The following is a 20,367-nucleotide window of genomic DNA, read 5'->3' as shown; positions in this document are numbered from 1 at the left end:
CGTGACGTTTGCCCGATCGTGTCCACCAGGCGTGCAATAGAGATGTGATGGATAGGGCGACGAATCTCCCGCGCCACGTCGTTCGTTTCGAGCACGTGTCGAAGCGGTTTCGAATCCAGCACGAGCGTCCGCGCTCGTTCCAGGACCTCCTGGTCAGCGGCATGCGCCGCCGCGAGTCCGAGGAGTTCTGGGCGTTGCGGGACGTATCGTTCGAGGCGGAGCCCGGCGTGTCGCTCGGCGTCATCGGCGCGAACGGCTCCGGCAAGAGCACCATGCTGAAGCTTCTGACGCGCATTCTCACGCCGACGTCCGGGCGCATCGTCGTGAACGGCCGAGTCTCGGCGCTCCTGGAGCTCGGGGCGGGATTTCACCCCGAGCTATCAGGTCGGGACAACGTCTTCCTGAACGCCTCGATCCTGGGTCTGCCGCGTCGTGAGGTGGCAAATCGATTCGATGACATCGTGCGATTCGCGGGGCTGGAGCGGTTTATCGATATCCCTGTCAAGCACTACTCATCGGGCATGTATGCGCGACTGGGCTTCGCCGTCGCGATGCACGTCGATCCAGACATCTTGCTAATCGATGAGGTGCTGTCGGTAGGGGATGAGGGGTTCCAGGAGCGCTGCCTCGACGCCATTCGGACGTTTCATCGCGCCGGGAAGACGCTGATCCTCGTGAGCCACGACGTCGCGTCGATCTGCAACATCTGCACGGAGGCGATCTGGCTCGAGTCCGGGCGGATTCGCGCCCACGGGCCCCCGCGGGTCGTGGTCAGCGACTACCAGGCTGCCGCGCATGGCACTGCCGCGCCGGATCTCAAGGTCGCACCCGCGGCCGGTGCGCTCGATGACGCACCGCCCCCGAGTGAGCCGGTCCCCGACCGGTGGGGAAGCGGCGAAGTTGAGATCCTTGACGTGGAGTTTCTCGACGGCGACGGCCAACCGCGTTCGGCCTTTCGGATGGGCCAGCCTTTGGTCATCGCGTTGCGGTATCGCGCAAAGGAGCGGATCGAGGCGCCGGTCTTCGGCATCGGCCTGACCAGCGTCGATGGGGTGCACATCGCGGGCCCGAACACGCGAGTGGATGGCGCCCGCATCGACTCAATCTATGGCGATGGACGCGTGTTTTACGCGACGGATGAGCTTCCGCTCTTGCCCGGCGTCTACGCCGTATCGGCGTCGGTCTACGACGAAACGTGCACCCACGCGTACGACTTCCACGACCGACGGTACGCGCTGCGTGTTCTCGCCGATGAATCGGGGGTCCGATACGGTCTCGTCAGGATTCCGGCGCGCTGGTCCCATGTCGCCGGGGCCGAGCGCGCGGAGCGGCTGAACGCCGAGACGTTTCGTGGGGTACGCCGCGCGTGAAGCCGCAGCCTTTCTCCCTGTTCGACGCCGCACCGGATGATCTGCTGGACCTCCCGTTCGACCAGTACACGCGGCACCGAATCGTGCGCGTCGTCGCCGAATGCGTTCGGGGCGCCCAGGGAGCGCATGCGCTCCACGTTCTCGACGTCGGTGGATATCCGTGCCTCACCCCACGGTTTCTGCCGGCTGATCGAGTCCGGGTCGTCGACGTGGTGAATCCCCGCTCCGACCATCTGGCCTGGGTTGAAGGAGACTCCTGTGGCACGGAGAATCCCGGGAATGGAGCCGCCGGCGCATCAGCCGCATACATCCGCGCCGATGGGTCCTGCCTTCCCTTCAAGCCTCGCGCGTTCGATCTCGTCGTGTCCCTGGACTCGCTGGAGCACGTGCCCCCGGATCGGCGCCCTGCGTACGTAGCCGAGCTGGCGCGGGTGAGCCGTGGGTTCGTGCTCATCCTCGCTCCGTTCGCCCAGGACGAGACTGAGCTAGCCGAGCGGTTGCTCGCGGAGTTCGTTCGCGTCGTGAATCGAGAGGAGCAGCCGCAGCTTCGGGAACATCGCGCGTTCGGCTTGCCGCGACTGGACGACTGGACGCGTTTCGCGGAGGATCACGGTCTCCCTTACGTCACCTTCTGCAGCGGGTTCGTGTACAACTGGCTGCCCATGATGCTGCTCAAGCACTACGTGTCGTCGCTGCCAGACTCCGAGGCCCTCCATCGGGCGATCGATCGGTTCTATAACGTCACCCTCCAGCACTCAGACGCCAAGGCGCCCGGCTATCGACAGGGTTTGTTGATCGCGGCCGGCGGCGCCCAGAGTGTGCTTCAAGAAGCCACGAGCCGCCTGGCCCCCGGGATAGAGGCCGACCGGGATGAGGTGATCGAGCGGATGGAGCAGATCGGACTGCTCCTGAAGCTCGCCGACCTTCACGTGTCGTCTCGTCGCGACGATCGGCTGCGGGATGATCTGCTGGCAAAAGACCGACACATTCTGAACGTTGAACACGCGTTACGCGAATCCCAGGCCCGCGGCGCGGCCCTCGAGCAACAGGTCAAGGCCCTGGAACACGAGATCGCCCTGATCCGAGCAGGGCGCGCCGTGCACGCGCTCGAATCTCTCGCCAAGATTCGTCAAGGTGTATCGGCGCTGCTCTCGGGGAGATCGATCCCACCACCGAAAGGCGGGCACTCCGACAGGAAGCCCGATGGCTGAGGAGTGCCCAAAGGCAAGTATCGTCATCCCGAATTTCAACGGGATGGAGCATCTCGAGGACTGCCTGACCAGCCTCGCGCGGATGGACTATCCACTCGACCGCCTTGAAGTGATCGTCGTGGACAATGCGAGCACAGACGGCTCCGCCGCGTTCATTCGGAAGCGCTTTCCCTCCGTCCGATTGCTCGAGCTCCGGGAAAATCGCGGGTTCGCGGCCGCGTGCAATCGCGGCGCACATGAGGGGCGCGGCGAAGTCGTCGCCTTTCTCAACAACGATATGCGCGTCGGGGAGGGGTGGCTGAGGGAGTTGGTCTCCCCCCTCACGCGGCACCCGGACGTGGCGGCGACGAGTTCCCGGATCCTGAGCTGGGATGGGGCGGCCATCGACTTCGTCGGCGGGGCGGTCAACTTTTACGGCCACGGCTTTCAGCCGCTGCGGGGGCGGCCGACGTCCGAAGCAGACGACGCAGGGATCAAGCCCGTGCTGTTCGCGTGCGGGGGCTCCATGGCGATCCGTCGGGAGCTCTTTCTGAGCGCCGGCGGATTCGACGAGGACTACTTCGCCTTCTTTGAGGACATCGACCTGGGCTGGCGGCTCTGGATCCTCGGCCATCGGGTGCTCTATGTGCCCACCGCTGAGGCGTATCACAAGGGCCACGCGACCGGGAGCAAGATTCCGGCCCATCAGCTGCGCGTCCTCTACGAACGAAACGCCCTCGCCACCATCATCAAGAACTACGACGACGCCAATCTCGCGCGCGTGCTGCCCGCCGCCTTGCTGCTCATGGGCAAGCGGGCGATGGTCTACGGGCGCGTAGACGATCGCCCGTACCGACCTTGGGCGGACCGAACGGAGGATCGCGAAGAGGTGCGGCGCGTGGGAATGAGCCACCTGGTGGCGATGGCCGACCTTGCCGACGGCGCCGCGGAGCTGTGGACCAAGCGCGCGATCGTGCAGCGGGCGCGGCGCAGATCGGATCGTGAGATCCTTCGCCTTCTGGAGTCCCCATTTGAGACGAACTGTCTCGATGAAGGGTACATGCGAACGCAGCAACAGGCGCAGGCCGTATTCGGCATCGATGAGATCTTCGCGGACGCCCAGGGCGCCGGGCGGGTGCTCATCATCGCCAACGACATCGTCGATGCGCGCATGGCCGGGCCCGGAATCCGCGCGTGGGAGATGGCGAAAGTCCTCGCGCGCGCGCATGACGTGACCCTCGCCGTGCCGAACGAGCGCCCGCCGGCAGCGGATGGGTTCTGCGTCCGCACGTATCGGTCGAAGACAGGGGTCGGTCTTCGCGAGCTGGCCTCAGCGCACGACGTACTGATCGTCCAGGGTTTTGTGCTTCACCTGTTCCCCTTTCTCGCGCAAATGGGAAAGCGTCTGGTCGTGGACCTGTATGATCCCTTCACGCTCGAGAACCTCCACGTCTTTTCTCACGATCCCATGGAAGAGCGGGCGGCCGTCCACCAGTCGCACCTCGACGTCCTGAACGCGCAGATCCGTGCGGGCGACTTCTTCCTGTGCGCCAGCGACAAGCAGCGAGACTACTGGCTCGGCATGTTGGCCGCGAACAATCGCGTCAATCCCCAGCAATACGACGCCGACCCAACCCTTCGGAGCCTGATCGACGTGGTCCCGTTCGGGATTCCATCCGACCCGCCGGTCTCGACCCGCCGGGTGCTGAAGGGCGTGTTTCCGGGCATCGAGGAGCACGATCGCGTCATTCTCTGGGGGGGCGGAATCTGGGAGTGGTTCGACCCGCTCACCCTCATCCGCGCGGTGCACCGGGTCAGATCGACGCGCCCAGAGGTCAAGCTCTTTTTCATGGGGATCAAACACCCGAATCCGCTCGTCCCCGAGATGGATATGACCAACCGAGCGATCGCTCTCGCTCGTGAGCTGGGTGAAGAGGGGCGCGGAATATTCTTCAACGAGTGGGTGCCGTACGAGGAGCGTGCGAACTATCTCCTCGAGGCCGACGTGGGGGTCAGCCTGCATTTCGACCACCTCGAGACCCGCTACTCGTATCGAACCCGTGTGCTCGACTACATCTGGGCTGGGCTGCCCGTCGTCTGCACCGGTGGCGACGCGGTCGGGGATCTGGTGGATGAGCGTGGCCTCGGCCGGGTCGTCAGATACCTGGATGAACATGGGCTCTCCGAAGCGCTGCTTTCGGTTCTCGACCATCCGAAGGGCCGCGCCGCGTACGCGGAACAGCTTGCAGCCGTGGCAGAGGAGCTGACGTGGGAGCGCGCGATGGCTTCGCTCATCGACTACTGCGCTGAACCGCGATTTGCCGCGGACCATCTTCCGACTCAGCCCCTGAGGCTCTCGATCGAACCCGACGAGCGACGGCTGCGTGGGCCGAGCCCCTGGCCGCTCGCGCCCCTGCGCCGGCCGCCTACCCCCCTTCACCGGCTGCCGCTGCGCGCGCTGCTCTACCTGCGCATGGGGGGGCCTCCTCGCTTGTGGCAGGAGGTCAGGTCCTACCTCAGGTGGCTGCGGATTCGAGGACTGAGAGCCGAAGGGTAGATGCGACCACGACAACTGGGCGCCTTCCCCCGGGCAGTCGTCCTGCTCCTTGGGCTTCTCACGTGCGTTGCCGGCGCGGGGGGATGCATTGCGCGCGCCGGGAGCGTACCGCAGGGCTCCGAGCCGATTGGCCCGCTCTTCGCGGGACACCGCGTCACCGTCGCCTTCACGCCCCGCCCGGCGACCCTCGTCGGCATCGACCTCCGCGTCGCGACGTACGCTCGGCACAACGGCGGCGTGGTGACGCTGCAGCTAAAGTCGGCTGCCGATGCGCGCCAAGCCCTGCGCACGGTCCGGATCCCCGCCGTGGATTTCGCGGACAGCCAAGTGTTTCGCTTCGCCTTCGATGCCCTCGATCTCGCCAACTCTGGAGATGGCCAGTCGACGCCAGGCAAGCTGGTCCTCGAGATCACGAGCGACGCGCCAGACGACAAAGACGCGGTGGCCGTATGGGGCCGTTCCCCGGATGGGCCAGCCACGACGTCATACGACGGCGTCCCCCTGGACGTAGACCTCGCGTTTGCCCCGGTTTACGCGGACCCGATTCTTGGGCTCGCAGCGATGGAGATCGGCGCGCTCGTGGCCTCGGGGGTGCAGGTCCTCGTCGTGGCGCTTGTACTGGTCGTCCCCGGGCTGCTCATGGCCCGCGCCGTTCTCGGCTCGCGCGCTCGCCCGTTCGCATTGCTGTGCGCGGCGCCAGCCTTGAGCGTGGCGGGAGTCGCCATTGTCACGCTTTGGTGCAGTACGCTTGGCCTTCGCCTCGGCGCACCCACCGCCATCCTCGTGGCGATCCTGTCCTGCGTCGGGCTCGCGCTGATGGTGGCTCGGCCTTTACTGCGCAACCGAGGTGGGAGGTCGCTGGCTCGCCTCGCCAGTATCGGGGACATTTCGGTGGCCGGCATCGTCTTGCTGGGTGCTCTGGCGCGGGCGATCGCCTTCGACGGCTTCGTTCTGCCCCCGGGCGCCGACGCGTACCACCACGCGATCATCGCGCAGCTCATCCACGACGTCGGAGCCCTGCCAACGTCGTACCGGCCATACGCCGCGATCGATTCATTCGCCTACCATTTCGGGTTTCACGCGCTCGTGGCGTGGGACTCCTGGCTAACGGGGCTCCCGGTCCTAGCGTCGATGACCGCAACGGCCTTCATCCTCAATGTCCTCATCGCTCTATCCGTCGCATTTTGCGCCGAGTGGCTGGGGCTTGGTCCGATGGGACGGATCACGGCGGTGCTCGTCGTGGCACTGCTGAGTCCGTTTCCCGCGGACCTGCTGGACCTGGCCCGCTACCCGCAAACGGCTGGGCTGGTGATCCTCCCGGTGGCTGGCGCTCTGGCCATCACGCAGGGGGCTGGCTTGCCGTCGGACCGCGTATCGGGCACTGGGCACCGGTGGTCGCTCAGCGAGGTTCGGCCCGCGGTCGGCCTTGGCGTGCTGGCCGCCGGCGTGTTTCTGACGCACTACCGTCTCGCGATCGCCCTGGTGATGCTTGGGATTCTCGCGCTGGGCTCCGTGGTTGGAGCGGCTGTGCGGAGCAGGGCCAGCGAAATCGCGTGGCGCAGCGCGCGCGCGCGATTCTTGGGCTCGATCATCGCCGCCTCGGTGGGGCTGGTCCTCGTCGCGCCGTGGCTGGTCCGATTGGCGACGACGTTCCGACTGGGTCTCGGCGATGGCCAGGGACGGTACGGGCCGGAGTACTTCAGCCTGGAGCGCCTGGGGACCGCGCTCGAACACCCCCTGTTCTGGCCTCTCATGGCCCTCGCAGTCGGGGGATTCGTCGCGTCCGTCCATGGGCGACGGGGGGCCATCACGCTCGTCGGCGCTTGGGCCGGCCTGACGACCGCGCTCTCAAACCCGTATTGGCTCCCCATACCGCGCGCGGGGGCTCTCGACAGTGTGACCCTCTTCAGCTCGCTGTTCCTTCCGGTCTCCATTGGAATCGGCTTCGGCGCGGAACGAATGTGGGCGCGGCTCCCTCGCGCACACGCACGACTCATCCGTCCACTGGCCGTGGCGACCGCGGCCAGTGCACTGGTCGGCCTGAGTCTCTGGGGCGTCGCGACTATGGCGGCGAGCGTGAGCCCTGACGGCCGAATCGCGGATTCCGGCGACCTCGACGCGGCGCGGTGGATCGAGCGGTCCCTGCCGCCCGACGCGATGCTGCTCGTCAATAGCGCGATCCGGCGCTGGTCTCCCGATTACGTCGTTCCCACCGACGCCGGTTACTGGATGCCGCTTCTGGCCCATCGAGCGACGACGCTCCTCCCGCTCGTGTATCCTGGCGAGCGGGGCGTGACCAGGGCCCAGGTCGAGCTGATGGAGCGAATCAGCCGCGCGTCCGCGGCGCGCCTGGGGGACACCGACACGCTCGCCCTGCTGCGGAAGGCCGGAGTGACCCACGTGTACCTCGGCTCGCGCGGTGGCCCGCTGTCCGACCAAGCGCTCAAGGAGAGCCCGGCGTTTCGGCGGATCTACCAGCGGGAGGGGGTCAGCATCTACGAGCTGTCCGGCTCTCTGGCTCGAGCGCCATCGGATGGTCGCGAGGTCGCTGGCCCGTGACGGCCCTCTCGTCCATCGTCGACTCGTATCGCTATCGCGGACTGCTTCGGAATCTGCTCGCTCGCGACTTATCCGTTCGGTACAAGAACTCCGTTCTGGGGTTTCTGTGGACCCTTCTCAATCCGCTCCTTCTGATGATCGTCTTCACCATCGTGTTTCAGGTCCTGCTGCCCACGAACATCCCGCACTTTTCGGTTTTCGTGCTCATCGGGATCCTTGCCTGGAACTTCTGCGTTGGCTCCGTCATGGCGTCGATCCACAGCGTGGCAGGAAACGGCGACCTCGTCCGCAAGGTGTACTTCCCGCGCGAGATGTTGCCGCTTTCCGCGGTCTTGTCATGCCTGGTGCACTTCGTTCTCGCCCTCTCCCTGGTGTTCGTGATGCTTCCACTGACCGGACTGACCATCACGCCGCTCATTCTCTGGCTTCCGATCACCATCGTGTTTCAGACCGCGTTCCTGGCGGGCGTCGGGCTCTTCCTGTCCGCGGTGAACGTTTTCTTTCGCGACACCGAATCGATCATGGACGTTGCCATGCTGGCCTGGTTCTTTCTCACGCCGATCTTTTATCCGCTGGACGTGCTGGCGGATAAAGAGATCGGCGCCATGAACGTTCGCTGGCTCATGCACGTGCTGAATCCGATGGCATCCTTTATCTCCACGTACCGCCTCGTGCTCATCGACGCTGCCCCTCCCGATCCGGCGTTCCTTGCGCGGACCTTCGCGGTCTCGATCATGGTCCTGATCGTCGGGTACGCGGTTTTCAAGCGCTCGGAGCCCAGTTTTGGAGAAGAGCTCTGATCGTTGCACGGCAGGAGGCACGAGCGGCCCCGGCCATACGAGGGCGTGAGACACCAGCAGCGACGGCGATCGCGGTTCTCTGTGTCGCTGGGGTCGGACTCGCGGTGCGCCTTCACGACATCGCCCGCGAAAGCTTCTGGCTCGACGAAGCGGGGCGGGCGGCGATTGCCCATCTCCCGCTGAGTCAGATACCGGGCGCGGTCAGCGTCGTGGAGCTCTCGCCACCCCTGTATCACCTTCTGCTCCACGTCTGGATGCTGGCGTTCGGGGACACCGACGCGGCGCTTCGGCTATTTTCCGCCGTGCTGGTGGTCCCCACCGTCGCCGTCGCGTGGTCGCTCGGCACCGCGGTGGCTGGCCCGCGATCCGGGCTGCTGACGGCGGTGCTCGCTGCCCTGCATCCTTTCGCCATCCGTTACGGCCAGGAAGCCGGGATGTACGCGTTGCTCCTGTGCCTTTCCCTCGCAACCACCCGCGCCGCTGTGGACGCGCTCGCCACGGGGGCGGATACGGGCGAGTCGGCTCGGGCTCTGCGCAAGCGGCGCGCGCGCGGGCTCGCGGCGTACGTTGTGTTCGGCGCCCTATCGCTCTATACGCACTACTACGCGGTGTATCTCCTGGCCTCGGTGGCCCTGGTGGGCGTCGCTCGATCCGCCCAGCAACGGAGCAGGCACGGGCTCGTGCTCTGGTCGGCGGCCCACGGGGTCATCGCGCTCGCATTCGTCCCGTGGCTCCCGGCCATGGCGCAGCAGGCGCGCCTTGCCGCATCCGTGACGGACTGGGACGGAGTGACCCTGGCTGGCGCGTTGACCCATTGGTGTGCGACCGCGCTTGCTGACGGCGCTCCATGGTCCCAGTCGCTGCTCAGCGTGCTCGTGCTTGTGTGGCTGGCGGCGGCGGGCGTCATGCGGATCGGACGCAATACCCCGTCGATCTGGCTGATGGGAGTCATCGCTGTGGGGCCCGCGATCGCGGCCGGCCTGGTGTCCCTTGGCCTTCACTCCTTTCGGGACCGCGGGTTCATGGTGGCAGTCGGCGCAACCTGGGTCCTCCTGGCCGCGGCAATCGGCGGCGTTCGCGATCTCCCCCGATTCGATCGAGCCGGTCGGGCCTTCGTCGCTGTCGCGGCCGCCGCCATGGCGATCAGCGGAATCGTCTTCGATGCGACCGAGCACAAGGAGGACTGGCGTGGTGCGGCGGGGATGGTCGCCGGAGGGGCAGGGATCAACGATCCGATCTTTCTGATCCACTACGGCGCCCAGATTCCCTTCGACCGGTATTTTTCGGGAAGCCAGCCGCGGATCGGGCTGCCCGCAAACTTCGACTGGACTCGTGGCTACGCGGCACGGTATGTGGCCACGACGGCCGACATCGAGGCGCGCGTCGTCCCCGCCCTCGAGCACACGCGCCAGGCATGGGCGGTCCTTTCGCACGACGAGGGCCGCGGAAGCGCGACGCTTCTGGCAGCGCTGGACCGATGGGGAACGCCGGTGGAGGATCGCGACTTTCACGCTGTGCGCGTCGTGCGGTACCGCGCACGAGGCGCCTGACGGATCAGCTCGTTGCAGGGTGCGTCGCGCGCGGATTAAATGGTCGGGACATAGTGCCCGGCTCATGGATCCCGACGATGATCGGGAGCAGGCCGAGAACCGCGCCGTCGATCCCCATCGACGGCGCGCGCGACTCCTGGGGGTAGGGCGCAGGTGACCGCTCCAGCGAAGGTAAGCGTGCGGGGCGTGACGAAACGCTTCACGGTGCGCCGCCGAGAGATACTCGCCCTCGACGGCATCGAGGTCGACATTCGCGGTGGCGAGTTCTTCTGCATCGTCGGTCCCTCGGGGTGCGGAAAAACGACCCTCTTGCGCATCCTCGCGGGGCTCGAGACGGAGTCGAGCGGCACCATCGAGGTGGTCCGAGATCCCGCGACCGAGCGACCTCTCAATTCAATGGTGTTTCAAGAGCAGAGCGTGTTTCCCTGGATGACCGTGCGCGACAACATCGCGTTCGGGTTAAAAGCTCGGGGCTTTTCGCGGCGGGCTCGCTATGCCGTGGCGGAGCCCTTCATCCACAAGGTTGGGCTTACCGGGTTCGAAGACGCTCTGCCCCACCAGCTCTCCGGCGGAATGAAGCAGCGCGTGTCGATCGCTCGGGCCTTCGCCAACGATCCGGAGATCCTGCTTATGGACGAGCCGTTCGCCGCGCTGGACGAGCAGACGAAGCTGGTCCTCCAGGGCGAGCTACTGCGGATCTGGGACGAGAGTCGAAAAACGGTCGTGTACGTGACCCATAGCATCGACGAGGCGATCCTTCTCGCGGACCGTATCATGGTTATGAGCGCACGTCCGGGGCGGGTGAAGGAGATCATCGACGTGGCGTCGGTGTTCGGCCGGCCGCGGCAGGTGGAGTTGGTTAAGAGCAGCGCGCAGTACGGGGAAGTCTTCGGTCGCGTTTGGGGGCTGCTTCGCGCGGAAGTGCTAGGTTCCCAGCTGATCGGGGACGCCACGCAGGAGGGCATGGGCGCATGAACGTCTCCACGAAAACCGGGGCCGTCGACGTGCGGGCCGCGTCCGGCAGCGCCCATGCGGGCGCGCCGGCGAATGCCGCGCTGGTGGGTAAGCCCGCCCGGGGCGGAATCGGCCGATGGAACGTCGAGCGCGCCCTCTCGTTCCTCTCGCCGGTCATCCTCCTTCTGCTCTGGGAGGCTGCTGCGCGAACGGGAGGGATCGACACGCGATTCTTTCCAGCCCCGTCGTCGATCTTCAAGACCGCCGGTGCGCTGGTCCAATCCGGTGAGCTGTGGAGCAACGTGTCGGTGAGCCTCGTCCGAATCGCCGTGGGCTTCACGATCGGCGCGGTCCCGGCGGTGATCGTCGGCCTCGCGATGGGCCTGTTCAGCCCGGTGCGGGCCGTGATTCAGCCGCTCATCGACGGGACGTTCCCCATCCCCAAGATCGCCGTGCTGCCGCTCTTCATCATGATCTTTGGGATCGGCGAGGCGAGCAAGTACGCGATCATCGCGGTGGCGGTGACCTATCTGGTGCTCATCAACACGGTCGCGGGGGTACGCAATATCGAGCGAGTCTATCTGGACGTGGGCAAGAACTTCCACGCGAGCCGGCGCATGATGTTCAGCGACATCGCGCTCCCGGGCGCGCTGCCCATGGTCCTGACCGGCCTTCGCCTCGGGATGGGAGTCGCGCTGCTCGTGATCGTGTCAGCCGAGTTCGTCGGCGCCAAGAGCGGCATCGGCTACATGATCTGGAGCTCGTGGCAGGTGTTCCAGGTCGAAAAGATGTACGTCGGCTTACTGGTCAGCGCGCTCATCGGCTTTGCGAGCGCCATCCTCCTCAATACGCTCGATCGCGTGCTCATCCCCTGGAAGCCCCGGTAGCGGCGGCCCGAAGAATCGATCGTTGCGAGTCGCTGGGGCGCTCCGGTCCTGCGTCGGCGCGGTGGACCCGGTCACTTGGGCCATGCGAGGGCGTAGATGTCGTTGCACGCGACGAGGCGGAGCGGCGTCCTCAGCGCGAGGCGAGCCAGCGCTCGGACCGCCGGCGTGCGAAAGAATCCATACGATGCGCCCCGCAGGTCAGCGAACTGATCCGAGTTTTGCTGCCAGCGAGCCTGTTCGAGCGTGAGGTTTTCCAGCCAGACGCGACTCGCGAGGCCAGCCCGCTCGAGCGTGCGCCGCAGCCCGACGATGTCCTGCTCATTCACGTGAACTTGGTGCTCGTAGTCCGTTCGTGGGTCTCGAGGGAGCCCCGGTCGGATGAGGCGCAGGAGCGGATAGCCGATGCCGAGCGCCCATCGATTCGGAACGGTGTGGATGACGGCGTAGCCGCTCGGTTTGAGAATCCGCCGCACCTCGCGCATCGCGCCATCGAGCTGCCAGGGAACGAGGTGCTCGACCACGTCGAGAAGCGTTACGCGGTCGAAGCTCCCAGGCGGAAACGGCAGGGCAGTCGCGTCGGCGAGCAGGACGCGCACGCTTCCCGCGGATCCGACGCGGGCAGCCTCCGGGGTGACCCACCCGACCATCCGGACGGCCTCCTCCGTGAGGCGGGCGCAGTCGGGCGAATAGTCGGCCGCGATGACCTCGGCGCCGCGCCGCGCAGCGTGCACAGCCACCTCGCCACGGCCGCATCCGAGATCGAGCAGGCGAACCCCGGGCCGGATCTTCGCGAGATCGAGTGAGCGAGCCAGCCGCGGCCGCAGCCGTTCGCCCCCGCTCGTGACGAAATCGCGATAATCCGGCCCGGCGAATCCCACCACGACCTCTTCAGAGTATTGCGAGGCGGGGACGGGTTGATCGGTCACGTCTTGCGGGCCCGGACGAGAAACCCAGTGCCCCGACTGAGACGGTCGAACGGCTCGTCGAGGTGGAAGAGGCCGGCGAGGGCCGTCGTTGCGCGACCCCGCGCGATCTTTGCCAGGAGCGACCGCTCGCCCCCCGGCGAACCGGCCCGAGCGAGCCCGGGCCCCTGGAGGAACCGTTCGTAGAGCATCATGAAGGGAAATCCCCATCGCACCATAAGGTCGATGCGAAGGCCGTTCCCCTCGATGAGACGACGCAGGTCGGCCGCTTCATAGCGGCGCCGGTGCCCAGCCCACGTGTCCAGCCAGCCAAATCGATCGCTCCCCGCGGGTACCGTGAGGGCCAGGATCCCACCTGGCCTCAACGCGGCGGCGATGGCGCGCACCGCCGCGTCGTCGTCATCGAGATGCTCGAGGACCTCTCCGCAAACGGCCCCGTCGAACCAATGGGGGCGGAGGGAGGCGCGTGGCAGATCCGCCTGGAAGACGTGGACCCGATGGGCCAGGCCAAGATAATCCATTCGCGCGCGCGTGTACGCCACGAATTCCGGCGATTCGTCGATAGCGGTGACCGAATAGCCCATGCGCGCGAGGAGCTCGGTGAGGCCGCCCGCACCGCAGCCCGCGTCGAGGATGGTGCCCGCGGGCATGGCGGAGCGCAGGCAGCGCGCGAGCCGCCTGATCCGGTAGGCGTGTCGCGGCCCAACGAGCTCTGGAGCGGTGCCCCAGGTCATGGGTGGGGGTTGCTGGGTAAGAGCCACATGCGCCTCGCGCGAACGTATCGGGATGATAGCAGGCTGTGCGGACACAGTCGCATCACACCGCGCGTCCATGGAATCCCTGGTCGGTAGAATTGTTCTGATTCCGGACCGGAGCTGGGTTACTGAAGCGCCTGCTGGCCGATGGTCGCGCTGCGCGCAGATTGGCAGTCGCGATCCGTTGGATCCTCGTCGTCGCTGCATGCCAGGCGCCCACCCTCCCGTCATCGGCGCGCGCGCGAGCGCCCACTGTCCGCGCGGCTGAGCTCGCGGCGACGCGAAGCGACGTTGCAGCCGACAGCCTTGCCATCGCCACGTTTGAGAGCGCCTTCGCTTTTCAGGCATTCGGCATTCTGTGGACCGGCGACGCCCCGACGTTGGAAGAGCGCGTGGTGACGGTGGATGGAACCATGGGCGGCTGGCACGAGGTTGAAATCGAGGACGATTTCCCGCCCGTCTCCGGTGGGAATGCCAGCAAGCTCATCATCGGGGCGCCGGCGATCGAGGCTCAAGTACGTGTCTCTGCTGGGGCAGCGGGGCGTCTTCCGGCGGACCTGCGAATCGTCGCGATTGACCCATCCGGTGGCCAGCCCGATCCTCCTGTCGCCGCGGCGCGCCTGGGAAGAGCGATCGATCCCGCGATTGCGCCTGGGAATCCGCTGCAGGTCCCCGTGCCGACGCCGCCCCCTGCGACACCCTTCTCTCCCTTTGCGCCCATCGGGACCCCGCGGCCGACCCCTGCTCCATCTGTCACGCCGGCCGTGACGCCACTCCCGCCAGGAGTGGCCCCATCAGCGCCATCCGCTCCGTCCGGTCCGCCGATCGCGGCGCCTCGGATCATCGCCCGCTCCGATTGGGGCGCTGATCCCCAGTACCTGACGTGGACGCCGGAATTTGCGCCAGCTCGTAAGTTCGCCATCCACCATACGGTTACGAGTGACGGCGGCAATGACCCGGCGGCGGCGATTCGCGCGATCTACTACTACCATGCCGTCACCCTCGGCTGGGGAGACATTGGCTACAACTACCTGATCGACCGATCGGGGAACATCTATGAGGGGCGGGCCGGTGGGCCGAACGTCGTCGCCGGTCATGCGGCTCAGTACAGCAGCGGCGCGGACGGCATCGCGCTACTCGGCACCTACCAGGACGATCGACCGACGGATGCGATGCTCGCGGCGTTGGTGTCGCTGATCGCGTGGCGAGCCCGCGCCCAGGGCGTGGACCCGCTCGGCTCGAGCTTCTTCGTCGATAAGCAGGTCCCCAACATCTTCGGCCACCGGGACGTCATGTCGACGGATTGTCCGGGCGACGCGGCCTACGCGCTGTTGCCGACAATCCGCCAGCGTGTGGCCACCTATCTCGCCACCGGCGTCCTTCCGACGGGTCCAATTGGACCGATTACGACACCCAGCCCGAGCCCATCCGTTCCGCAGCCGCGGCCGTCTGTCTCGGTGGTCGGCGCGCGGTTCAGTCCGACCTCGCTGAGCGCGATGGATGTGGTGAGGGTCGACATAACGGTAGCTAATACGGGGGCGTCGCCGGTCACCACGCAGGGGCCGGACCCGGGGGCGGTCTATGATGAAAAGGACAGCTACCTCTCCGTGGGCCAGCCGGAGCAGCCGGGCCGAATTCGCGTCGGCGTCGAGCTGGATGGCGGCGGCGTAATCGATCGGCGATTCCGTTGGGGCCTCGGACAGGACCTGGGGCCCGGCCAGACGCGGACCGTAACCGGGTTCATCCGCTTCGACGAACCTGGCGCGCACACGCTGTGGGCCGGCATTGTCGACGAAGGGGTCGCCTGGCTTCAGGACCGCGTGGCTCCGACGTCGGTGACGGTTTGGACGCCGGGCGCCAGTAGTTACGCCGCGATCGCTGCCCCGTCGTCCACGGTGTATTTCCCCCTGGCGATGCGCGGCGCTGGCGGGTGGAGCACACGTCTGGTCGTGGCGAGTGCCGCCGATGCGCCCCTGCAAGGATCCCTCGCCCTGATCGCTCCAGATGGCGCGACGGCCGCTGCGGTCCCATTCGCCCTTCAGGGCCGCGCCGCCGCCCAATTCGACCTGGCCACGCTCACCGGGCTTCCGGATGGCTTCGTCGGGTCCGCCGTGGTCCAGGCCGATGGGCCTGTCGCGGGGGTGGCGTTTCAGGAGCGCGCAAACACCGATCGAATGGCTGTGGAGGGCGTGTCCCACGGCTGGACGACGCTCTACGCGCCGCTCATTGCCAAGAACTACCACGGGCTTTCGACCGGCATCCAGGTCCAAAACCTGGGGAGCGAGCCCGGCTCAGTTTCGGTCACCTTGATTCAGGACAACGGGGCGACCTGGTCGGAGACGGCCGTCGTCGCACCGCTCGCGGCGGCGACGTTCTACACTCCCGCGAACGACAGCCTGCCGGACGGCTTTGTCGGTTCGGCGGTGATCGAGAGCACAGATGGCCAGCCAATGGCGGCATACGTCAACGAGATTCGATCTGACGGCGTCGCGATGAGCTACGCGGCTCGAGCCGGCGGGAGCCAGGCCGCGGTTGCGCCGCTCCTGTACCGCCGCCGCAACGGATGGAATTCCGGGCTGCAAGTACAAAATCTCGGCGCTGGACCGGCCGACGTATTAGCGACGTATATGCAGACCGACGGATCCGGCGGACCGTGGGAGCAGCGCGGCTTCGTCGGGTTCGGCATCAGCGCAACGTTTTATCTGCCGGCGGCGCTCGATCTTCCCGACAACCTCGTTGCTTCGGCTATCGTTCGCGCGCTGGAGGGCCAGCCGCTTCTCACACTGGCGCAGACCGTCAACGCGGTGAAGAAGACGGGCACCGCGGTGGGCAGCTCGCCAGACAGCGCGTCGACCCTGTTCGTCCCCTGGTTCACGAACGACCGCGATGGCTGGCGTTCGGGCGTGCAAGTCGTGAACCTTCTGCCGCGAGCATCCCCGATCAGCCTTCGCTTCACCGATCCCCGTGGCGGGCTCGTGTACCAGACGGACGACGTCATTCCCGGCTCGGGCGCCCGGACCTTCTACTCTGCAGCCTTGACCGGGCTGCCGGCCGGATTCGGCGGTTCGCTGACCATCAGCGCGGCCCCCGGATCCGCGCTGTCAGCCGTCGTGAACGACGTTCGCTGAGCGGAGCTTCGGGCGTGGTCACGCTATCCGCGCCGTGCGCGACGCGCGCAAGCGGCTTCGATGGCATCGACGAGGGGCGTGACGACGGCCGCGGGGGTGAACGCCGCCGAGTAGAGCCGTCGCCCCTCGGCCGCGACCTCCTCGCGAACGTTGGGATCGTCACGCAGACGAAGCAGGGTCGATGCCAGCGCCGGCGGATCGGACGGCGGACAGACGAGGACCGGAGGGGTGGCGCTGGACCGGGCGAGCACCTCCTCGCGGAGCGCAGGCGACTCGGCGGTGGCGACGGTGCGCCCACAGGCGAGGGCGAGGTAGAGCTTCGCGGGGACCACGTCCATAGCCTTCGTTCCCGCCCCGAAGATGCCCAGGCATACGTGCGCCTGGGAGATGTACTCGCGGATCAAGTCGTCCTCGGAGAGCCACGTCCGGGTGAATCGCACGTTGGGGACAGGATCGGCCGCGAGGGAAGACGCGACGGCATCGGCCTCCTGGCCGTCTCCCACGAGGTCGAAACACACCCCCGCGCCGCGCGGGATGCACCGGGCCGCCGCCAGGATCGTGTCCAGGCCGTGGAGCGGCACGAACCCGCCGAAATAGAGGACGCGGAGGGGCGGCGAAGCGGGGGCCCTCGGCACGGTGCCCGGGTCTCGAGCGCCGACCGGCGCGACCACGACTCGTCCCGGGTCGAGGCCGCACTCGACGGAGAAGCGGCGCCCGTGCGCAGCGGTATCGACGACGACGAGGTCCGCGAACCGAAACGCGAGGCGGTCGATGAGCCGTGCCGCGCGGCGGGTCGCATCGTTTCTGGCGCCGATGCGCCGATCGGCCAGGGTCTCGTCCAGTCCCACAAACGCGTCCAGCACCAACAGCGCGTGAGGGAAGAGCAGCCGAAGCGCCACCATGTCCAGCTGGCCCGGGTAGCCGACGAGGATGACCCCGTGGCGCGCGGCCTCCGCTACTCGACGCCCCAGGCGTGCATACGCGCGGACGAGCCGTCCCAGGAGGCGGGGGTTGCCCAGCCCTCTCCGCGCTAACTCAACGCGTTCGGTGGTTGAACCCCAGGACGGCTCCACGATCCGGCGAACGGTCAGGCCTCGCTCCGCCAGCCCCTGGGCGAGGATTGGCACTCGGCCGCTTCGCGGGTCGTGGGTACCAGCGAGAGTGACGACGCGTGCAGGAGAGGCGGCTCGCGGCGCCGCCGGCGACATTGCTGGGGTCGTCCCAGCCCTAATTGCGACGCTCGGCAGGAGAGGCGGCGGCATGCGTGATCCTGTTCACGTTGACCATAAGAAGCACCCTCACGTATGATCGGCCTCGTGCCCTTCGCAACCGAGAGGCACTATATCAGGGATGATGACGAATTCCATTCACGTCTTGGCGTAGTGAGATCGCCCCCTCTCAACGAGTCCAGGCCACTGAAACCCGTGCCCAGCGCGTCGTTGCCATCGACGCAATGGCGCTGGGCTCCGCGCGGGGCGGAGACGAGACCTATACGAAGGGACTCCTCACAGGGCTCGCGGAGATCGTGGACGACGACGGCGATCGGCTCTTCCCACTTCTCGTCCGTCCCGGTGTCGAGCTGCCCAACATCGTGCGATCTCGCGCGGCTTTTCCGCTCGTGTCTGTGGGCGGGCGCATCTCCGCTGTTCGCCACGCGCTGACGGTGCGCCGGGCCGTTTCGCGGTTTGAGCCGCGAATCTCGCTGTTGCATTCCCTGATACACGCCCCCCCTTGGCCCCCACGCCCGGTCGCCCTCTATGTGCCCGACCTGGCATTCCTGAGGTATCCGGCTCTTCATCCGCTGGCCGTCCGCGTGCGGTTCCGGGCGCTGATTCCGCTTCACATCCGACAGGCGCGCGCAATCATCACGGTCAGCGAATTTTCCCGGTGCGAGATCATCGGGACGTACGACGTTTCGCCCGACTCGGTGTTCGTCGTGCCCAACGCGGTCACTGTTGGCGGCCGCGCGGCCACTGCCGGAACATTGGAGACAGCGCCGAGATCGGATGAGGAGGCGCCCGACCCGCTGGGGGCGTTGGGGGTCGACCCGCCGTATCTCCTATACCTTGGGAACCTGCATCCGAGGAAGAATGTCCCACGTTTGATCGACGCATTTGCCCGGGCGCAGCGCGCCGCGGCTGGTATCGACAACTTCAAGCTTGTCATCGCCGGCGGTCGGTGGTGGGGTGGTGGAGAGGAGCAGCGCGCAGCTCGGCAGGCGCGTCCGGGCTCGGTTGTGTTCCTCGGTCGCGTCCCAGACGCCGTCCGGGACGCCCTGCTGCAGCGGGCGACCGCGCTGCTGTATCCCTCGCTCTGGGAAGGATTTGGGCTCCCCCCAGTGGAGGCCATGGCTGTCGGGACGCCGGTGCTGGCGTCGAACACGTCTGCCTTCCCGGAGGTCCTGTCCGATGCCGCGCTCCTGGTGGATCCGTTCGACACGGATGCCATCGCGCGCGGGATCGTCGAACTCGCCACAAGCCAAGCTCTGCGAGCCACGCTCATCGAGCGGGGACGGCGCCGCGCCGCGACCTTTACCCCGCGCGCGATGGCCGAACGGGCGCTCGATGCGTTTCACTGGGCGATGGACCGCGCCGCGTGATGGTAGCGGGCCAATCGCGCAAAACACCGGATCGAGCGTGACGGGGGAAGTTGTTCTGAGAGCTGAGGAGGCCCGGAGCGGAAATGTCGCGCACTGAAGCCGAGCCGGCGGATCGTCCGGTCGTCTCCGTCATCATTGCGAACTACAACGCCCGGGAGATGCTGGCTCGTTGTCTCGCATCCCTTCAGCGCCACGCACCAGAGCGTTCGTTTGAAGTGTTGGTCGTCGATGACGGCTCGACGGATGGGAGCGACAGGATGGTCCGCTCGTCGTTCCCCGATGTCCTGCTGCTAGCCAATTCACAGAACTTTGGACAATCCTACTCGAGCAACCGGGCCGCGCGCGAAGCGCGCGGAGCGTACCTGTACTTTGCAAACAACGACGTCGAGCTGTTTCCTCAGACCGTCGACGCCCTCGCCTCCTTCCTCGACGACCACCCCGAATCGGCCGCGGCGGGGAGCTTGCTGCTGAATCCGGACGGAAGCTTCCAGGGTGGAGCGAAGCCGCTCCCTTCCGCTCGAACGGCGCTGTTCGGCCGGCGCTCCTACATCACCAAGTGGTTCCCGGGGAACCGGTTCTCTCGCGGCGAGATACTCGATTGGCGTGCGACATCGGGCGAGCCGTTTCGCGTCGAGTTCGTGCATGGGACGTCGGTGATGATCCGCCGGGACGCCTTTTTCGCCGCGGGCGGCTTCGACGAGCGGCTATTCAATTTTGGCGACGCCGATCTCTGCAGACGGCTGCAGGGGCAGGGACATGTGTACTGCGTGCCGGCGTCTCGGGTCGTTCACTACGAGCACTCAGGTGGATCCGGGCACAATTTTCGCCAGCGTTGCTGGCGCGTGTGGCGATTCCATCAGGACGTGTGGCGGTACTATCGCAAGCACCATTCGCGCGGTCTTCTGGACCCTCTGGCCCCGATCGTGGCGGGCCTCCTCGCCGCGCGCTGCCTCGTTTCCTACGCCATTCAAGGGGCCCTGGAAGTGGAGCGGCTCAGACGCTCGCGTTCGCGGCACGCGCGACGCGACGATGCAGAGATTGGCCGCGTCCTTCAGGAGCCCGAGCTGCCCTAGCGTGGGTGGTGGCCCCGCGCGC

At 66.8% G+C, this 20,367-nt stretch carries 14 protein-coding genes; 11 read left to right on the top strand and 3 right to left on the bottom strand.

Annotation, left to right across the window (positions count from 1 at the left end; translation table 11 throughout):
* Positions 1-47: 47 nt before the first annotated feature.
* The 8 genes from VFC51_00675 (at position 48) to VFC51_00640 (ending at position 11,867) form a co-directional block, all read left to right on the top strand.
* A complete protein-coding gene (locus VFC51_00675) occupies positions 48-1,370 on the top strand; it encodes an ABC transporter ATP-binding protein (GenBank protein ID HZT05520.1) in 1,323 nt (440 codons plus the stop codon).
* Positions 1,367-2,581, top strand: a complete 1,215-nt coding sequence (locus VFC51_00670) for a methyltransferase domain-containing protein (protein ID HZT05519.1) — start codon at positions 1,367-1,369, stop codon at positions 2,579-2,581. The genes VFC51_00675 and VFC51_00670 overlap by 4 nt, the downstream gene beginning before the upstream one ends.
* Positions 2,574-5,117 (top strand): glycosyltransferase, encoded by a 2,544-nt coding sequence (locus VFC51_00665; protein ID HZT05518.1) that lies wholly within the window; start codon positions 2,574-2,576, stop codon positions 5,115-5,117. The genes VFC51_00670 and VFC51_00665 overlap by 8 nt, the downstream gene beginning before the upstream one ends.
* Positions 5,118-7,676: a DUF6541 family protein gene (locus VFC51_00660; protein ID HZT05517.1), complete on the top strand. Its 2,559-nt coding sequence runs from the start codon at positions 5,118-5,120 to the stop codon at positions 7,674-7,676.
* Entirely contained in the window at positions 7,673-8,476 is an 804-nt protein-coding gene (locus VFC51_00655; GenBank protein HZT05516.1) for an ABC transporter permease, read from the top strand. The genes VFC51_00660 and VFC51_00655 overlap by 4 nt, the downstream gene beginning before the upstream one ends.
* A gap of 104 nt (positions 8,477-8,580) precedes the next feature.
* Positions 8,581-10,026 carry a glycosyltransferase family 39 protein gene (locus VFC51_00650; GenBank protein ID HZT05515.1) on the top strand — a complete coding sequence of 482 codons (1,446 nt, stop codon included), beginning with the start codon at positions 8,581-8,583 and terminating at the stop codon, positions 10,024-10,026.
* 177 nt (positions 10,027-10,203) lie between these two features.
* The gene (locus VFC51_00645; GenBank protein ID HZT05514.1) at positions 10,204-11,001 is read left to right on the top strand and encodes an ABC transporter ATP-binding protein; all 798 of its coding nucleotides are present in this window, start codon (positions 10,204-10,206) and stop codon (positions 10,999-11,001) included.
* Positions 10,998-11,867: an ABC transporter permease gene (locus tag VFC51_00640; protein ID HZT05513.1), complete on the top strand. Its 870-nt coding sequence runs from the start codon at positions 10,998-11,000 to the stop codon at positions 11,865-11,867. The genes VFC51_00645 and VFC51_00640 overlap by 4 nt, the downstream gene beginning before the upstream one ends.
* A 71-nt stretch (positions 11,868-11,938) precedes the next feature.
* Here the strand turns inward: VFC51_00640 and VFC51_00635 are convergent, their stop codons facing one another.
* Positions 11,939-12,745 carry a class I SAM-dependent methyltransferase gene (locus VFC51_00635; protein HZT05512.1) on the bottom strand — a complete coding sequence of 269 codons (807 nt, stop codon included), beginning with the start codon at positions 12,743-12,745 and terminating at the stop codon, positions 11,939-11,941.
* 44 nt (positions 12,746-12,789) lie between these two features.
* Positions 12,790-13,551, bottom strand: a complete 762-nt coding sequence (locus VFC51_00630) for a class I SAM-dependent methyltransferase (GenBank protein HZT05511.1) — start codon at positions 13,549-13,551, stop codon at positions 12,790-12,792.
* Between the two features lie 161 nt (positions 13,552-13,712).
* On the opposite strand from VFC51_00630, the gene VFC51_00625 reads away from it, so the two are divergent.
* Entirely contained in the window at positions 13,713-16,673 is a 2,961-nt protein-coding gene (locus VFC51_00625; protein ID HZT05510.1) for an N-acetylmuramoyl-L-alanine amidase, read from the top strand.
* A gap of 23 nt (positions 16,674-16,696) precedes the next feature.
* On the opposite strand, the gene VFC51_00620 is transcribed toward VFC51_00625, so the two are convergent.
* Entirely contained in the window at positions 16,697-17,800 is a 1,104-nt protein-coding gene (locus VFC51_00620) for a glycosyltransferase (protein HZT05509.1), read from the bottom strand.
* A 326-nt stretch (positions 17,801-18,126) separates the two neighbouring features.
* On the opposite strand from VFC51_00620, the gene VFC51_00615 reads away from it, so the two are divergent.
* Positions 18,127-19,272 carry a glycosyltransferase family 1 protein gene (locus VFC51_00615; protein ID HZT05508.1) on the top strand — a complete coding sequence of 382 codons (1,146 nt, stop codon included), beginning with the start codon at positions 18,127-18,129 and terminating at the stop codon, positions 19,270-19,272.
* An 83-nt stretch (positions 19,273-19,355) separates the two neighbouring features.
* Complete coding sequence (locus VFC51_00610; protein HZT05507.1) at positions 19,356-20,345, top strand: glycosyltransferase family 2 protein; 990 nt, start codon at positions 19,356-19,358, stop codon at positions 20,343-20,345.
* Positions 20,346-20,367 lie beyond the last annotated feature (22 nt).

Source organism: Chloroflexota bacterium (assembly GCA_035652535.1).
GTDB lineage: Bacteria > Chloroflexota > UBA6077 > UBA6077 > SHYK01 > DASRDP01.
This window is presented reverse-complemented; position numbering and strand designations above follow the sequence as displayed.

Coding starts and splice junctions, on each gene's coding strand:
- VFC51_00615 (HZT05508.1), top strand. CDS start 18,127: ATGGCGCTGGGCTCCGCGCGGGGCGGAGACGAGACCTATACGAAGGGA.
- VFC51_00675 (HZT05520.1), top strand. CDS start 48: ATGGATAGGGCGACGAATCTCCCGCGCCACGTCGTTCGTTTCGAGCAC.
- VFC51_00640 (HZT05513.1), top strand. CDS start 10,998: ATGAACGTCTCCACGAAAACCGGGGCCGTCGACGTGCGGGCCGCGTCC.
- VFC51_00665 (HZT05518.1), top strand. CDS start 2,574: ATGGCTGAGGAGTGCCCAAAGGCAAGTATCGTCATCCCGAATTTCAAC.
- VFC51_00610 (HZT05507.1), top strand. CDS start 19,356: ATGTCGCGCACTGAAGCCGAGCCGGCGGATCGTCCGGTCGTCTCCGTC.
- VFC51_00660 (HZT05517.1), top strand. CDS start 5,118: ATGCGACCACGACAACTGGGCGCCTTCCCCCGGGCAGTCGTCCTGCTC.